Here is a 15523-nt window from a genome sequence, read left to right as displayed (position 1 = left end):
GGCGCCGCGCTGACGTTTTCCCGCGGTGCGGACAGCGCGGTCAGCGCGCCCCTCAGGACCGGCCAACGATCACCCCGGAAATGGCGGAATCCCGCCCGCTCATCGCTCATCGCGGCATAACGTCGACCTCGACCGGAGACCCCGCGTCGCGGCGTTACGTCACATCACTTCCTTCTACGTCACGCAACGGCGCGCGACAGGAGTCAGAGGACAATGCAGACCAAGCTGGACGAAGCCAAGGCCGAGCTGCTCGCGCGGGCCGCCCGGGTAGCTGAGAACAGCCCGGTCGGGGGGCGCCTGCCAACGGGAGCACCGACCGGGTCGAAGGGCGGTGGCGGGTCCGGCTCGGACCCGGCCGCCCAGTCCGACCAGGACAAGGTGTTCGCGTTCCTCCAGCGCTACTACCTGCACACCGCCCCAGAGGACCTCACCGACCGCGACCCGGTCGACGTCTTCGGCGCCGCCTTCTCGCACTACCGCCTCGCGGAGAACCGCCCGCAGGGCACCGCGAACGTCCGGGTGCACACGCCCACGGTCGAGGAGAACGGCTGGACGTGCAGCCACTCCGTCGTCGAGGTCGTCACCGACGACATGCCGTTCCTCGTGGACTCCGTGACGAACGAGCTGTCGCGGCAGAACCGCGGCATCCACGTCGTCATCCACCCGCAGGTCATCGTGCGCCGCGACCTGACCGGCAAGCTTCTCGAGGTGCTGCCCGCGCAGCCCGCCGGGGCGGACAAGCCGCACGACACGCTCACCGAGTCGTGGATCCACGTCGAGATCGACCGCGAGACCGACCGCTCCGACCTGAAGCAGATCACCACCGACCTGCTGCGCATCCTGTCCGACGTCCGCGAGACCGTCGAGGACTGGGAGAAGATGCGCGAGTCCGCGCTGCGCATCGCCGACGAGCTGCCGACCGAACCGACCGCGACCGACGTCCGGGACGAGGAGGTCGAGGAGGCCCGCGAGCTGCTGCGCTGGCTGGCCGCCGACCACTTCACCTTCCTCGGCTTCCGCGAGTACGACCTCACCGACGAGGACTCCCTCACCGCCGTGCCCGGCACCGGCCTCGGCATCCTGCGCTCCGACCCCAAGCACAGCGGCGACGACCACCACCCGGGCGGCCCGTCCTTCAACCGGCTGCCTGCCGACGCCCGTGCCAAGGCCCGCGAGCACAAGCTCCTCGTCCTGACGAAGGCCAACAGCCGCGCCACCGTCCACCGGCCGTCCTACCTCGACTACGTCGGCGTGAAGAAGTTCGACGCCGACGGCAACGTGGTGGGCGAGCGCCGCTTCCTCGGCCTCTTCTCCAGCGCCGCGTACACCGAGTCGGTGCGCCGCGTGCCCGTCATCCGGCGCAAGGTCGCCGAGGTCCTCAAGGGCGCGGGCTTCTCGCCCAACAGCCACGACGGCCGCGACCTGCTCCAGATCCTGGAGACGTACCCGCGCGACGAGCTGTTCCAGACGCCCCCCGACGAGCTGCGGTCGATCGTCACCAGCGTCCTGTACCTCCAGGAGCGCCGCCGGCTGCGGCTCTACCTCCGCAAGGACGTGTACGGGCGCTACTACTCGGCCCTGGTCTACCTGCCGCGCGACCGCTACACCACCGGCGTCCGGCTGCGGATCATCGACATCCTCAAGGAAGAGCTCAACGGCGCCAGCGTCGACTTCACGGCCTGGAACACCGAGTCGATCCTGTCCCGCATCCACTTCGTGGTCCGCGTGCCCAAGGGCGGCGAGGTCCCCGCGCTCTCCGACACCGACGTCGAGCGCATCGAGTCCCGTCTGGTGGAGGCCGCCCGCTCCTGGGCCGACGGCTTCGCCGAGGCGCTGACCGCCGAGTGCGGCGAGGAGCGCGCCGCCGAGCTGCTCCGCCGCTACCAGGGAGCGTTCCCCGAGGGCTACAAGGCCGACCACACGCCGCGCGCCGCCGTCGCCGACCTGGTCCACCTGGAGCACCTCCAGCAGGGCCACAAGGACTTCGCGCTCAGCCTGTACGAGCCGGTGGGCGCCGCCCCCGACGAGCGCCGCTTCAAGATCTACCGCTCCGGCGGCCAGGTCTCGCTGTCCGCCGTCCTGCCCGTCCTCCAGCGCCTGGGCGTGGAGGTCACCGACGAGCGGCCGTACGAGCTGCGCTGCGCGGACCGTACGAACGCGTGGATCTACGACTTCGGCCTGCGCATGCCCAAGCTGGGCAACGGCAGCGGCGACTACCTGGGCGACGACGGCCGCGAGCGCTTCCAGGAGGCCTTCGCCGCCGCCTGGACCGGCGAGGCCGAGGTCGACGGCTTCAACTCGCTCGTCCTTCGCGCCGGTCTGAACTGGCGCCAGGCGATGGTCCTGCGCGCGTACGCCAAGTACCTGCGCCAGGCGGGCTCCACCTTCAGCCAGGACTACATGGAGGACACCCTCCGCAACAACGTCCACACCACGCGGCTGCTCGTCTCCCTCTTCGAGGCCCGGATGTCGCCCGAGCGCCAGCGCGCGGGCACCGAGCTGACCGACGGCCTGCTCGAAGAGCTCGACGGCGCCCTCGACCAGGTGGCGTCGCTCGACGAGGACCGCATCCTGCGCTCCTTCCTCACCGTCATCAAGGCGACGCTGCGTACCAATTTCTTCCAGGAGGCGGCGGGCGGCAAGCCGCACGGCTACGTCTCCATGAAGTTCGACCCGCAGGCCATCCCCGACCTGCCGGCGCCGCGGCCCGCGTACGAGATCTGGGTGTACTCGCCGCGCGTGGAGGGCGTGCACCTGCGCTTCGGCAAGGTCGCGCGCGGCGGCCTGCGCTGGTCGGACCGGCGTGAGGACTTCCGTACGGAGATCCTCGGCCTGGTCAAGGCGCAGATGGTGAAGAACACCGTGATCGTGCCGGTCGGCGCGAAGGGCGGCTTCGTCGCCAAGCAGCTGCCCGACCCGTCGGTGGACCGTGACGCGTGGCTCGCCGAGGGCGTCGCCTGCTACAAGATCTTCATCTCGGCGCTGCTGGACATCACGGACAACCTGGTCGCGGGCGAGGTCGTGCCCCCGGCCGACGTGGTGCGCCACGACGAGGACGACACCTATCTGGTGGTCGCGGCCGACAAGGGCACGGCGACGTTCTCCGACATCGCCAACGAGGTGGCCGAGAGCTACAACTTCTGGCTCGGCGACGCCTTCGCCTCCGGCGGCAGCGCGGGCTACGACCACAAGGGCATGGGCATCACCGCGCGCGGCGCCTGGGAGTCCGTGAAGCGGCACTTCCGCGAGCTGGGCGTGAACACGCAGACCGAGGACTTCACCGTCGTCGGCGTCGGCGACATGTCCGGCGACGTGTTCGGCAACGGCATGCTCCTGTCGGAGCACATCCGCCTGGTGGCCGCCTTCGACCACCGGCACATCTTCATCGACCCGAACCCGGACGCGGCCACCTCGTACGCCGAGCGCCGCCGCCTGTTCGAGCTGCCCCGCTCCAGCTGGGCCGACTACAACAAGGACCTGCTCTCCCCGGGCGGCGGGATCTTCCCGCGCTCGGCCAAGGCGATCCAGCTCAACGCGCACATCCGCGAGGCCCTCGGCATCGAGACCGGCGGCGCCAAGATGACGCCCGCCGAGCTGATGCAGGCCATCCTGAAGTCGCCGGTCGACCTGCTGTGGAACGGCGGCATCGGCACGTACGTGAAGGCGTCCGCCGAGTCGCACGCGGACGTCGGCGACAAGGCCAACGACGCCATCCGCGTCAACGGCGCCGACCTGCGCGTGAAGGTCGTCGGCGAGGGCGGCAACCTCGGCCTCACCCAGCTCGGCCGGATCGAGTTCGCCCGCGCGGGCGGACGCATCAACACGGACGCCATCGACAACAGCGCGGGCGTGGACACCTCCGACCACGAGGTGAACATCAAGATCCTGCTGAACGCCGTGGTGCAGGCCGGGGACATGACCGTCAAGCAGCGCAACAAGCTGCTCGCCCAGATGACCGACGAGGTCGGCCAGCTCGTCCTGCGCAACAACTACGCGCAGAACACGGCGCTCGCCAACTCCGTCTTCGAGGCCCCCTCGCTGCTGCACGCGCACCAGCGCTTCATGCGGCGCATGGTCCGCGAGGGCCATCTGGACCGCTCCCTGGAGTTCCTGCCGACCGACCGGCAGGTCCGGGAGCTGCTCGGCTCCGGGCGCGGTCTGTCGCAGCCGGAGCTGGCCGTCCTGCTCGCGTACACGAAGATCGTGACGGCGGACGAGCTGATCCAGACCTCGCTGCCGGACGACGCGTACCTCCAGCGGCTGCTGCACGCGTACTTCCCGAAGGCGCTGCGGGAGAAGTTCCCCGAGCAGGTCGACGGGCACGCGCTGCGCCGGGAGATCATCACCACGGTCCTGGTCAACGACACCGTGAACTCGGGCGGCTCCACCTTCCTGCACCGGCTGCGCGAGGAGACCGGCGCGTCCCTGGAGGAGATCGTCCGGGCGCAGCTCGCCGCCCGCGAGATCTTCGGGCTCGGCGAGGTGTGGGACGCCGTCGAGGCGCTGGACAACGTGGTGGCCGCCGACGTGCAGACGCGGGTCCGCCTGCACTGCCGCCGCCTCGTCGAGCGCGGCACGCGCTGGCTGCTCAACAACCGGCCGCAGCCGCTGCAGCTCGCCGAGACGGTCAGCTTCTTCAGCGAGGGCGTCACCCAGGTGTGGGCGTCGCTGCCCAAGCTGGTGCGCGGCTCGGACCTGGAGTGGTACGAGAACATCCGCGAGGAGCTGACCGGCGCCGGGGTGCCGGACGAGCTGGCGCAGCGCGTGGCCGGGTTCTCCTCGGCCTTCCCCGCGCTCGACATCGTCGCCGTGGCCGACCGCACGGGCCGCGACCCGCTGGACGTCGCCGAGGTGTACTACGACCTCGCCGACCGGCTCCGGATCACGCAGCTGATGGACCGCATCATCGAGCTGCCGCGCAACGACCGCTGGCAGTCCATGGCGCGGGCCTCCATCCGCGAGGACCTGTACGCGGCGCACGCCGCGCTGACGGCCGACATCCTGGCCGCGGGCGACGGCTCCTCGACGCCCGAGCAGCGCTTCAAGGCGTGGGAGGAGAAGAACGCCGCGATCCTCGGCCGGGCCAGGACCACCCTGGAGGAGATCCAGGGCTCGGACGCCTTCGACCTGGCGAACCTGTCGGTGGCCATGCGGACCATGCGCACGCTGCTGCGTACGCATTCGTAGTCCCCGCGTCGCCGGGGCGCCCCGCACCGTTCGGTGCGGGGCGCCCCTGTTTTTCCCGCGGTGTTCCGCGCCGCGTCCGCGTCCGTCGCCGACGGTGCACACGTCGCACACGCCGCACGCGCCTGCGCTGGCAAATCGGGCATTTGGGGTACGGTGAATGAGATTATTTCGGGAAGGTCACAGGGTAAGCCGATGACAGAAGCAAGTCCGCTGGACGCTGCGGAAAGCGCGGTCCGTGCCTTCGGAGCGCCGCAGCTGCCCGAGGAGTGGGGAGCCACTCCGCTCACCGTCGTGATGCCGACGTACAACGAGGCGGGCAATCTGCCCGGCATGGCCAGGGCCCTCATGGCGCTGCCGCTGCCCGGCCTGCGCCTGCTCGTCGTCGACGACTCCAGCCCCGACGGCACCGGGGCCCTCGCCGAGGAGCACGCCCGGCGCGTCGAGGAGACGTACGGGACGCGCCGCATGAGCGTCCTGCACCGCACCGAGAAGGACGGCCTCGGCCGGGCCTACGCGGCGGGCATGGCGCGGGCCGTCGCCGACGGCGCGCACTACGTGCTCCAGATGGACGCCGACGGCAGCCACCCCGCCGACAAGGTCGCCGAGCTGCTAGGCGTGGCCCTCGCCACCGACGCCGGGGTCGTCGTCGGCAGCCGCTACGTCCAGGGCGGCACGCTCTCCGATGCCTGGGGCGCCCACCGCAAACTGCTGTCCCGCTGGGCCAACGCGTACGCGGGCACGATCCTCGGCACCCGGGTCAGGGACATCACCGGCGGCTTCAACCTGTGGCGCGCCGACGCCGTGCGCGCCGTGGACCTGGCGACGGTCGACAGCGCGGGCTACAGCTTCCAGGTCGAGATGAAGTACCGCGCGCTGCGGCACGGCTTCGGCCTCGTGGAGGTGCCCATCCACTTCGAGGACCGCACCGTCGGCGAGTCCAAGATGAATCTGATGGTGCAGCTGGAGTCGGTCGCCATGCCCTGGAAGCTGCGCCTGCGCGACACCCGCCGCGGGGCGCGCGACGCCCTCGTGGGCCGGGCGGCGCGGGCGGCGCGCGGCGACCGGGGGCCGCTGGGATGACGAGCACCCTCCACGAGGCGGCCCGGCTCGCGGGCGCGCCGCACGAGGCGGCGGGGCAGCGTGTGGCACCGGCGCGGCGGGTCCCGCCGCGGCTGCGCCGGCTGTGCGTGGAGCTCGCCAAGTTCGGCGTGGTCGGCGGCAGCGGCGTCGCGGTCAACTTCCTCGTCTTCAACCTGCTGCTGCACGGCCTGGGTTCGGCCCCCATGGCCGCGACGGTCCTCGCCAGCGTCGTCGCCATGGGCACCAACTACCTGGGCTTCCGCTTCTTCGCCTACCGGGACCGGGCCCGTCGCACCCGGCGCCAGATCGTGCTGTTCTTCGCCTTCAGCGGCATCGGCGTGGCGATGGAGACCCTGCTGTTCTACGCGGCGTACCACGGGGCGGGGCTGAACGGCCCCCTCGGTGCCAACGTCGCCAAGGCCCAGTCCATCGTCCTGGCGTCGGCCTTCAGGTTCCTGGTGTACCGGACCTGGGTGTTCCAGCACCGCGCCCAGCCGCGGAGCGCGTGAGCCGCAGCGCCAGGGGCCGCACCAGGCGCGCGGTCACGCCCACGGGCGTCCAGCGCAGCTGGAGGCGGCCCGCGCCCCGCCCCTCCGGCTCCGCCGTGACCCGGTGCGGCGCGGTGCCGTGCCGGTAGCCGACGCGTGCCGTGACCGCGGGGAAGTCCAGGGGCGCGAGCAGCAGGCCGCTGTTGCGCAGCCGCCCCTCGGTGAGCTGGACCAGGGGGTGCCGGACGCCCTCGAAGCCCTGGGGCGGCAGGGCGGCGCGGGTCAGGTCGAGCACGGTCTCGCCCGCGAAGACGCCGGGGCGCACGGGGTCGAGGCGGAAGCGGACCGTCAGGCGCCGCCCGCCCGGGGCGACGACCAGCGACGCCACCCGCGGGCCCACCGGGAGCCGTAGCCCCGGGTCGTAGGTGCGCACGCTCAGGCGCAGGGTCGCGCCGGGGCCCGGCTCGATCCGGGTGAGCTCGTGGCGGAACAGGGCGCCGGGGAACGGCCGGGTGTCCAGGGCCAGGTCGGTGAGGTCCAGGTCGCGCCGGGCCGCGGGGGTCTCGGGGAGCCGCGCGCCCCAGTAGAGGCGGCCGTCCCGGTCGGCCGTCGCCTCGCGCGGGGCGACGGGGTGGCCGAGGGCGCGGGCGGCCACCCGGGCCTCGTCGAGGCGTCCGTCCCGCACCAGGCGCAGGACCACGCGCTCGGCGCGCGGAAGGCGCTCGTACGCCGCGGGGGACAGGCCCGCCAGATACGGGTTCACGAGGTCCGCGAAGCCGCGCAGCCAGGCATCGTCGCGGTGGGGCAGGTCGCCCGCGTACAGGCGGAAGTCGTGTTTGAGGAACTTGTAGTCCTTGGCCTCGCGCAGGGCTGTGTGCCCGGTGGTCCCGCTGGTGCGCAGGAAGTCGTCGATGAGGCCCTGGACGTGCACGCGGTCGCGCACGTTGGCCAGCTTGTGCCGCTGGTTGGAGATGGAGGCCGCGGAGGCGGCGCCGTAGGGCTCTATGTACCAGCGGTAGACGGGCTCGGGGATCACGGTGAAGGCCTTGGCCAGGCAGTAGGCCTGGGCCGTGAAGAGCTGGTCCTCGTAGTGGATGCCCTCGGGGAAGCGCAGGCCGTTCCGGTCCAGGAAGGACTTGCGGTACATCTTGCTCGTCGACAGGTGCTCGAAGAGCAGGCCGGGTTCGGTCTCGATGCCCTCGACCGTGCGGCGCTCCGCGACCAGGTGGGGCATCCACGTGGAGGTGCGGCCGGTGTCGACGCGGACGCGCTCGACGGCGCCCATCACGAAGTCGGCCTCCCGCTCGGCGTGGGCGGCGAGCAGCGACTCCACGGCGCGCTCGGGCAGTTCGTCGTCGCTGTCGAGGAACATCAGGTACGGGGCGCGGGCGAGGTCGATCGCGCGGTTGCGGGGCGCGCTGCACCCGCCGCTGTTCGCGGGCAGCCGCAGATACCGGACGCGCGGGTCCCGGGCGGCGAGTTCGCGGGCCACGCGCGGGGTGGCGTCCGTCGAGTGGTCGTCGCTGATGATCACCTCGATGTCGCCGTGGGTCTGCCGGAGCGCGGAGCGGACCGCGCGCGGCAGGCGGTCCGCGTCGTTGAAGACGATGACCGTGATCGTCACGTCGGGGGTCACGGAGCCGCCTCCCCGGGCGTCGGGGCGGGGGTGCGCCCGTCGAGCGGCACGACGGGCGGCAGCGCCGACTCCGGTTCGCCGAGGAACACGCGGCGCACCACCCGCTCCGCCGCGCGGCCGTCGTCGAACTCGCAGAAGCGGCGCCGGAAGGCCGCCCGCGCCCGCCCCGCGGCCGCGTCCCGCCAGGCGTCGGTGGTGAGGACCTCCGTCAGCTCCTCCTGGGTGCGCGCCACCGCGCCCGGGGGCTCGGCGAGCAGGTCGAAGTAGACCCCGCGCGTCGTCGCGTACGTCTCCCAGTCGTCGGCGTAGACGACGATCGGCCGGTCCAGGTTGGCGTAGTCGAACATGAGGGAGGAGTAGTCCGTGATCAGCGCGTCCGCCGCCAGGGCGAGGTCCTCCACCGGGTCGTACGCGGACACGTCCAGGACCCGGCCGGTGCGGCGCGGTGCGGCGAGGGACGGGCCCGCGCCGCCGCCGTAGAAGTAGTGGCCCCGGACGAGGAGGACGGTGTCCTCGCCGAGGCGGTCCGCCAGGGCGGCCAGGTCCAGGCGCGGGGTCCAGGCCGCCTCGTAGTCGCGGTGCGTGGGCGCGTAGAGCAGGGCGCGGCTGCCGGGGGCGATGCCGAGGCGGTCGCGGACGGCCCGGACGTCGGCGGCCGTCGCGGTGTAGTAGACGTCGTTGCGCGGGTAGCCGTGGTCGAGTTCGACGTAGCGGGACTGGTAGGCGCGCTGCCACATTTCCGTGGAGTGGGTGTTGGAGCTGACGCTGTAGTCCCAGCGGTCGACGCGGGCGAGCAGGTCGTGGAAGTTGAGACCCTGCGCGGCGGCCGGGTGGTCGAGCTGGTCGAGGCCCATGCGCTTCAGGGGGGTGCCGTGGTGGGTCTGGAGGTGGACGGAGCCCTGCCGCTTGACGATCGCGTTGGGGAAGTTGGCGTTGTTCACCAGGTACTTGGCCGTCGCCATGACGCGCCAGTAGCGGCGGCTGCCGGGGATCACGTGGTCGGTGCCCGGCGGAAGCAGCGGTTCGTTCGCCCGCGACACCACCCATACGGGGTGGATGTGGGGCGCGAGCTCGGCGAGCTTCGCCGCGATCGCGGCCGGGTTGCAGGCCACGCCCCGGTCCCAGTAGGCCGAGAACACCGCGAGGCGGGGGTCGAGGGGGCGCCGCAGGTCCTGCTGGTACTGGAGGCCGCGGACGGTCCTCGCCGCCCTTCTCCTGCCGCCCGCCACCGCCGAGCGCACCTGGCGGCGCCGCTGGTCGGCGGCCTGGACGGCGCGGTACTTCGGGTACGCGTCCTCTTCGAGCAGACGGCGGCGCACGCCCTCCAGGCCGCCGGGGCGCCGGTGTCCGGGCGGGCGGAAGGCGACCGCCGCGAGCGAGGCACGGTGGAAGAACTCCCGGGCCTCCGGCTCCGGGAGCTCCGCGCGGGCCACGGTCCGCAGACTGGCGGTGACCATCGCCGCGTACAGGACGCCGAGCGGCCCCGCGCCCGCCGCGCGCTCCTCGGCCAGGCGCAGCAGCCGCTCGTACGTCTCCAGGAGGGCGAAGCGGTCCGCGGCCGTGGGCGGCGGCAGGCTCTGGGGCCGCACCTGCCGCTCCTCCAGGGCGACTTGGTCGTACGCCGCGATCCGGTCGGCGCTCAGGAGCGCGGCGTACGCCGCGAACAGCTCGTCGTCCGTGGCCAGTTGGTCCCGCCGGGCCTGCCAGAAGTCCCGGCGCAGCACGCGGGTGCCCAGGAGCGGAACGGTCCTCAGCAGGTCGGGGCAGTCCGCGAGGCGCACGTCGCGGCGGCCCGGCTGCGCCAGGAACCGGCCGTCGGGGCTCGGCAGCCGGGTGTGGCGCCAGGTCGACCGGGTGTGGTCGGTGAGCAGGACGTCCACGGTGTCCGGCAGCGCGGCCACGCGCTCGGCGACGGCGCGGGCGGCGCCCGTGGGCACGCTGTCCTTGCTGGGCACGAAGTGCAGCCAGCGGCCCCGGGCCCGGGCGGCGCCCACCGCGCGGGCCGCGCCGTCGGGGGTGCCGTCGGGCAGGGCGACGAGGGTGAGGCCGGGGTGGCGGGCGGCCGCCGCCCGCGCGGAGGTGCCGACGGCGGCGACGACGACCTCCACGCCGGTGTCCGGCTGGCGGGCGAGGGCGTCGAGGCTCTCGCCCAAGTGGCCCTGGACGTTGCGCCCGTGGACGACGACGCTCAGGTGCGGCCGGTCCTCGCTCATGCCGTGCTCCTTCGGGTCCCTCCGGGCTCCTTCTGCCGCTTAACGCTCCCATAGTGTAATGATCCGGACATTGGCGGCACAAAGGGGTTCGGCGGCTGTGGCCGGGCTGCGGCCGGGCTCCGCGTGGCTCCGCGCGCGAGGGCCGGCCGTCCGGCTACTTACCGGTGAACTTCTCGTACTCCTTGATGACCTCGTCGGTGGGCCCGTCCATGCGCAGCTCGCCGCGCTCCAGCCACAGGACCCGGTCGCAGGTGTCACGGATCGACTTGTTGTTGTGGCTGACCAGGAAGACCGTGCCCGCCTCCTTGCGCAGCTCGCGGATGCGGGCCTCCGAGCGCTTCTGGAACTTGCGGTCCCCCGTGGCGAGCGCCTCGTCGATCATCAGCACGTCGTGATCCTTGGCCGCCGCGATGGAGAACCGCAGCCGCGCCGCCATCCCCGAGGAGTACGTCCGCATCGGCAGCGTGATGAAGTCGCCCTTCTCGTTGATCCCCGAGAAGTCCACGATCTGCTGGTAGCGCTCCCTGATCTGCTCCCGGCCCATGCCCATCGCGAGACCGCCCAGGATCACGTTGCGCTCACCGGTCAGGTCGTTCATCAGCGCCGCGTTCACCCCCAGCAGCGAGGGCTGGCCGTCGGTGTAGACCCTGCCCCGCTCGGCGGGCAGCAGCCCCGCCACCGCCCGCAGCAGCGTCGACTTGCCCGAACCGTTCGACCCGATCAGACCGATCGCCTCACCCCGGTACGCCGTGAAGCTCACCCCCCGCACCGCGTGCACCTTGCGCACCCCCGGCGACTCACCCCGCCGCACGATCCGGCTCAACGCCGCCGTCGCACTGCCCCGGCCCGTCTTCCCGCCGTTCACCCGGTACACGATGTGCAACTCGTCCGCGATCACCGTGGGGGTACGTCCGTGCCGCTCAGCCACGTCCATAGGTGTCCTCCGCCTTCCAGAAGTAGACGAACCCGCCGACCCCGGCGAGCAGCGCCCAGCCCACGGCCCACGCCCACACGTGCGCGGGGAGCTGCCCGGCGTGGAAGCTGTCGATGAGGGCGAAGCGCATCAGGTCGATGTAGACGGCGGCCGGGTTGGCCTCCAGGAGCACGGTCACCGCGTGCGGCAGGTCCCGGTCGGCGAGGACCTTGTCGATGCTCCACATCACGCCGGACGCGTACATCCACGTCCGCAGGACGAACGGCATCAGCTGGGCGACGTCCGGGGTCCGCGCGCCGAGCCGGGCGAGCGCGAGCGCGAGCCCCGCGTTGAAGGTGAACTGCAGCGCGAGGGCGGGCGGCACGAGGAGCCAGGACGCGGTGGGCGGCACGCCGAAGCACAGCAGGATCGCGAGCAGCGCGACCATGGAGAACAGCAGCTGCTGGAGCTGTTGGAGGCAGTACGAGATCGGCAGCGCGGCCCGGGGGAAGTGCAGCGCGCGCACCAGGCCGAGGTTGCCCGCGACGGCGCGGGTGCCCGCGAGGGCGGACTGCTGCGTGAAGGTGAACACGAAGACGCCCGTGACCAGGAAGGGCACGTAGTCGGGCACGTCGTGCTTGGTGTTCATCAGGACGCCGAAGACGAAGTAGTAGACGGCCGCGTTGAGCAGCGGCGTCATCACCTGCCAGAGCTGGCCGAGCCTGGCCTGGCTGTACTGGGCGGTGAGCCGCGCGGTGGCGAAGGCCGTGACGAAGTGGCGCCGCTGCCACAGCCGGCGCACATAGGTGCCGAGCGGAACGCGGGCGCCGCTGACCGTGAGGCCGTGGCGGGCGGCGAGCTCGGCGGGCGACGGGCCGGACGCCGGGGCGGGGGCCGGGGTCGCGGGGGGCTTCTCCAGGACTTGGGTCACGTCCGCTGCTTTCGCTCGGGGGCGCGGGGCGGAGGGCGACGCGCGGCACCCTCCACGTCGGGACGGGTCCGTATCGTCGTGACGTCGACAGTAGGGCGTTCCGACGTCGGGACGCAACCGTTTCGTCGTCACGTTCTATGCTGTCCCCATGACGACGAGCGGCAGGACGGGCGAGAAGAAGCCGGGTGAGCAGGGCCGCAGGGCACCGGCCGGGGCCGCCGTGCTCCGCGAGGACGTGACCGAGGCCATCCGGTCCGCCGTCTTCGCGGAACTCGCCGCCGTCGGGTACGCGCGCATGTCGATCGAGGGCATCGCGCGCCGCGCGGGCGTCGGCAAGACCGCCGTCTACCGCCGCTGGCGCTCCAAGCTGCACCTCGTCCTCGACCTGGTGTCGGCCCTCGCGGTCCAGGGCCTGCCCACGCCCGACACCGGCTCCCTGGAAGGCGATCTGCGCCTGCTGTACGAGGTGACCTCGCGCGCCCTGCGCCACCCCGTCGCCTCCCAGGTGATCCCCGACCTGATGGCCGAGGCGGCCCGCAACCCCGACATCGACGCGGCCCTGCAGAAGGCGCTCCGCGAGGGCCAGCACGGCGTCGCCAGCGGCATCGTGGCCCAGGCCGCCGCGCGCGGCGAGCTGCGCGCGGGCCTGGACGAGGAGCTGGCCCTCGACCTGATGTCGGGCCCGCTGTACTGGCGCGCGGTGGTGGTCCGCGGGCAGCTGCCCCAGGGCTATGTGGAGCGGCTCACTGCGGCGACGGCGGCGGCCCTCAGGGCGCTGTAGCGGCGGCCCCGGGGGTGTAGCGGGCTACACCCCCGGTCTGGGAGCGTCCTCCCTGGCCCCGCACCCGCCGCGACCGGCAGAGTCGGGGCGTACGGAAGTCCTCCGCGACCAGCGGACGCCCCGAAAGGCCTCGTCATGAAGTCCCTGCTCTGGCTCGTCCTCGCTCTCGGCGTGATCGTCAACGCGTTCAGCAGCCTCGTCTTCGACGGCGTGCAGCAGGTCGTCATCAGCGTCGTCACCGGGCTCGCCGTCATCGGCTCGATCACGGGCCTGGTCCTGACCCGTGAGCGCCACTCCTAGCCTGTTGTCCATGCGAGAGACGCTGGAGCGCGCCGACCGCGCGTCCATGCAGCTGCTGGCGGGCGCGGGCCTCGCGCTCGTCTCGTACGTGTTCGTCGGCGTGCTGCTCTTCACGGCCGTCGCCTCCCTCATCGTCGTCGGCCTCGGCGTCCTGCCGGAGACGGTGCTGCTGCTGCGGCGCCTCGCCCGGTTCAAGCGGCGGCAGGTCGCGCGCGGGTCCGGCGTCGAGATCCCCGAGGCGTACGCGCCGCTGGACGGTCCGCTCACCGCGCGCGTCCGCACGGCGCTGCGGGACCCCGGCACCTGGCGCGATCTGCGCTGGCTCGTCGCGCACTTCGCGTACGGGCTGGTGTTCCTCTACGCCATGCTCGTGCTGTGGGTCTTCGGGGCCTTCGTCGACGGCGTGTGGTGCGGGCTGCTGCGCCGCAGGGCCCTCGTGCTGCCGCTGATCGGACGGCTCGCCGCGCTCGACGCGGTCTGGTCGCGGGCGCTGCTCAGGCCCGCGCCGCAGGCCCTGCGCGCCGCCGAACTCGCCGAGCGCGTGGAGGAGCTGACCGTCACGCGCGCGGACGCCGTCGCCGCGCACGGCGCCGAACTGCGGCGCATCGAACGGGACCTGCACGACGGCGCGCAGGCCCGCCTGGTCGCCCTCTCGATGCGCGTCGGCCTCGCCAAGCGCGCCTACGACAAGGACCCCGACGCCGCCCGCAAGCTCCTCGACGACGCGCAGCTCCAGGCCGAGGAGGCACTCACCGAACTGCGGCACGTGGTCCGCGGCATCCACCCGCCGATCCTCACCGACCGGGGCCTGGTCGGCGCCGTGCGCGCGCTCGCCGCGGGCAGCGGGCTCGCCGTGGCGGTGCGCGACGACGGCGTCGAGGACGGCCCCCGGGCCCCGGCCGCCGTCGAAGCCGCCGCGTACTTCGTGGTCGCCGAGGCCCTCACCAACGCCGCCAAGCACAGCGGGGCCGCGCACGCCTCGGTGGACCTGGCCCGGCGGCGCACGGGCCTGCGGATCGCCGTGCGCGACGAGGGCCGCGGGGGCGCCGGAGGAACCGGTGGCGGCAGCGGACTGCTCGGCATGCGGCGCCGGGTCGCCGCGCTCGACGGGATCATGGAGGTGAACAGCCCCGCCGGGGGGCCGACCGTGATCGAAGTGGAGCTGCCGTGCGTGTGGTGATCGCCGAGGACAACGCCCTGCTGCGGGAAGGCCTCGTGCTGCTGCTCTCGACCTCCGGGCACGAGGTCGCCGCCGTCGCGGCCACCGGGCCCGAGATCCTGCCCGCGCTCCTCGAACACCGGCCCGACGTCGCGGTCCTGGACGTCCGCATGCCGCCCGGCTTCCGCGACGAGGGGCTGCGCGCCGCCCTCGCCGCGCGCCGCGAGCTGCCCGGCCTTCCCGTGCTCGTCCTCTCCCAGTACGTCGAGGAGACGTACGCGGCGGAGCTGCTCGGCGGGGGCGCGGGCGGGGTCGGCTACCTCCTCAAGGACCGGGTCGGGCGGGTCGACGAGTTCCTCGACGCGCTGGAGCGGGTGGCCGGGGGCGGCACCGCGCTCGACCCCGAGGTCGTCACGGAGCTCCTGACCCGGCGGCGGTCCGATCCCCTCGACTCGCTCACGCCCCGCGAGCGGGAGGTCCTCCAGCTCATGGCCGAGGGGCGGGACAACGCGTCCATCGCCGCCGCGCTCGTGGTCTCCGACCGGGCCGTCAGCAAACACATCGGCAACGTCTTCCTCAAGCTCGGCCTGCCCCCGACGGACTCGGGGCATCGGCGGGTCCTCGCTGTGCTGGCGTATCTGAACCGGGGCTGATGCCCTCGCGGGGCGCCCCTGACCCGCCCCTTCCCGAACAAGGGGGCTTCGCCCCCTTGGACCCCCTTATCGGCGCTTCGCGCCTCGTCCTCAAACGCCGGACGGGCTGGATGGTGCCGCTTGCGGCTGTGTTTCAGCCCCTCCGGCGTTTGAGGAGCGGGGGTCTGGGGGCGGAGCCCCCA

General features: G+C 72.9%; 11 protein-coding genes. 7 read left to right on the top strand and 4 right to left on the bottom strand.

Going from position 1 to position 15523, the window contains the following annotated elements; all coding sequences use genetic code 11:
* Positions 1-213: 213 nt before the first annotated feature.
* The 3 genes from C9F11_RS16695 (at position 214) to C9F11_RS16685 (ending at position 6776) form a co-directional block, all read left to right on the top strand.
* Positions 214-5187: an NAD-glutamate dehydrogenase gene (locus C9F11_RS16695; RefSeq protein ID WP_138960047.1), complete on the top strand. Its 4974-nt coding sequence runs from the start codon at positions 214-216 to the stop codon at positions 5185-5187.
* A gap of 192 nt (positions 5188-5379) precedes the next feature.
* Positions 5380-6267: a polyprenol monophosphomannose synthase gene (locus tag C9F11_RS16690; protein ID WP_138960046.1), complete on the top strand. Its 888-nt coding sequence runs from the start codon at positions 5380-5382 to the stop codon at positions 6265-6267.
* Complete coding sequence (locus C9F11_RS16685) at positions 6264-6776, top strand: GtrA family protein (protein ID WP_138960045.1); 513 nt, start codon at positions 6264-6266, stop codon at positions 6774-6776. The genes C9F11_RS16690 and C9F11_RS16685 overlap by 4 nt, the downstream gene beginning before the upstream one ends.
* Here C9F11_RS16685 and C9F11_RS16680 read toward each other — a convergent pair.
* From C9F11_RS16680 to C9F11_RS16665, 4 genes are all read right to left on the bottom strand, one after another.
* Entirely contained in the window at positions 6715-8391 is a 1677-nt protein-coding gene (locus tag C9F11_RS16680) for a glycosyltransferase family 2 protein (protein ID WP_138960044.1), read from the bottom strand. The two genes, C9F11_RS16685 and C9F11_RS16680, sit on opposite strands and share 62 nt — an antisense overlap.
* A complete protein-coding gene (locus C9F11_RS16675; protein ID WP_138960043.1) occupies positions 8388-10604 on the bottom strand; it encodes a CDP-glycerol glycerophosphotransferase family protein in 2217 nt (738 codons plus the stop codon). The genes C9F11_RS16680 and C9F11_RS16675 overlap by 4 nt, the downstream gene beginning before the upstream one ends.
* Before the next feature lie 154 nt (positions 10605-10758).
* Complete coding sequence (locus tag C9F11_RS16670; protein ID WP_138960042.1) at positions 10759-11538, bottom strand: ABC transporter ATP-binding protein; 780 nt, start codon at positions 11536-11538, stop codon at positions 10759-10761.
* Complete coding sequence (locus tag C9F11_RS16665) at positions 11525-12448, bottom strand: ABC transporter permease (RefSeq protein ID WP_138960041.1); 924 nt, start codon at positions 12446-12448, stop codon at positions 11525-11527. The genes C9F11_RS16670 and C9F11_RS16665 overlap by 14 nt, the downstream gene beginning before the upstream one ends.
* Positions 12449-12596: 148 nt before the next feature.
* Here C9F11_RS16665 and C9F11_RS16660 point away from each other — a divergent pair, with 148 nt between their 5' ends.
* The 4 genes from C9F11_RS16660 (at position 12597) to C9F11_RS16650 (ending at position 15341) form a co-directional block, all read left to right on the top strand.
* Positions 12597-13229, top strand: a complete 633-nt coding sequence (locus C9F11_RS16660; protein ID WP_138960040.1) for a TetR/AcrR family transcriptional regulator — start codon at positions 12597-12599, stop codon at positions 13227-13229.
* A gap of 135 nt (positions 13230-13364) precedes the next feature.
* On the top strand, positions 13365-13529 hold the full coding sequence (locus C9F11_RS47410; RefSeq protein ID WP_171075756.1) for a hypothetical protein: 165 nt from the start codon (positions 13365-13367) through the stop codon (positions 13527-13529).
* Between the two features lie 10 nt (positions 13530-13539).
* Entirely contained in the window at positions 13540-14709 is a 1170-nt protein-coding gene (locus C9F11_RS16655; protein WP_138960039.1) for a sensor histidine kinase, read from the top strand.
* Complete coding sequence (locus C9F11_RS16650; protein WP_138960038.1) at positions 14697-15341, top strand: response regulator transcription factor; 645 nt, start codon at positions 14697-14699, stop codon at positions 15339-15341. The genes C9F11_RS16655 and C9F11_RS16650 overlap by 13 nt, the downstream gene beginning before the upstream one ends.
* The last annotated feature ends 182 nt before the right edge of the window (positions 15342-15523 follow it).

This window comes from Streptomyces sp. YIM 121038 (assembly GCF_006088715.1).
GTDB lineage: Bacteria > Actinomycetota > Actinomycetes > Streptomycetales > Streptomycetaceae > Streptomyces.
Note: the sequence above shows the minus strand (reverse complement) of the source record. Positions and strands in the feature narration are given on the sequence as shown.

Excerpts from the sequence above, each read along its gene's own strand:
- C9F11_RS16660 (WP_138960040.1), top strand. The coding sequence starts at position 12,597 with ATGACGACGAGCGGCAGGACGGGCGAGAAGAAGCCGGGTGAGCAGGGC.
- C9F11_RS16670 (WP_138960042.1), bottom strand. The coding sequence starts at position 11,538 with ATGGACGTGGCTGAGCGGCACGGACGTACCCCCACGGTGATCGCGGAC.
- C9F11_RS16675 (WP_138960043.1), bottom strand. The coding sequence starts at position 10,604 with ATGAGCGAGGACCGGCCGCACCTGAGCGTCGTCGTCCACGGGCGCAAC.
- C9F11_RS16685 (WP_138960045.1), top strand. The coding sequence starts at position 6,264 with ATGACGAGCACCCTCCACGAGGCGGCCCGGCTCGCGGGCGCGCCGCAC.
- C9F11_RS16690 (WP_138960046.1), top strand. The coding sequence starts at position 5,380 with ATGACAGAAGCAAGTCCGCTGGACGCTGCGGAAAGCGCGGTCCGTGCC.
- C9F11_RS16695 (WP_138960047.1), top strand. The coding sequence starts at position 214 with ATGCAGACCAAGCTGGACGAAGCCAAGGCCGAGCTGCTCGCGCGGGCC.
- C9F11_RS16655 (WP_138960039.1), top strand. The coding sequence starts at position 13,540 with ATGCGAGAGACGCTGGAGCGCGCCGACCGCGCGTCCATGCAGCTGCTG.
- C9F11_RS47410 (WP_171075756.1), top strand. The coding sequence starts at position 13,365 with ATGAAGTCCCTGCTCTGGCTCGTCCTCGCTCTCGGCGTGATCGTCAAC.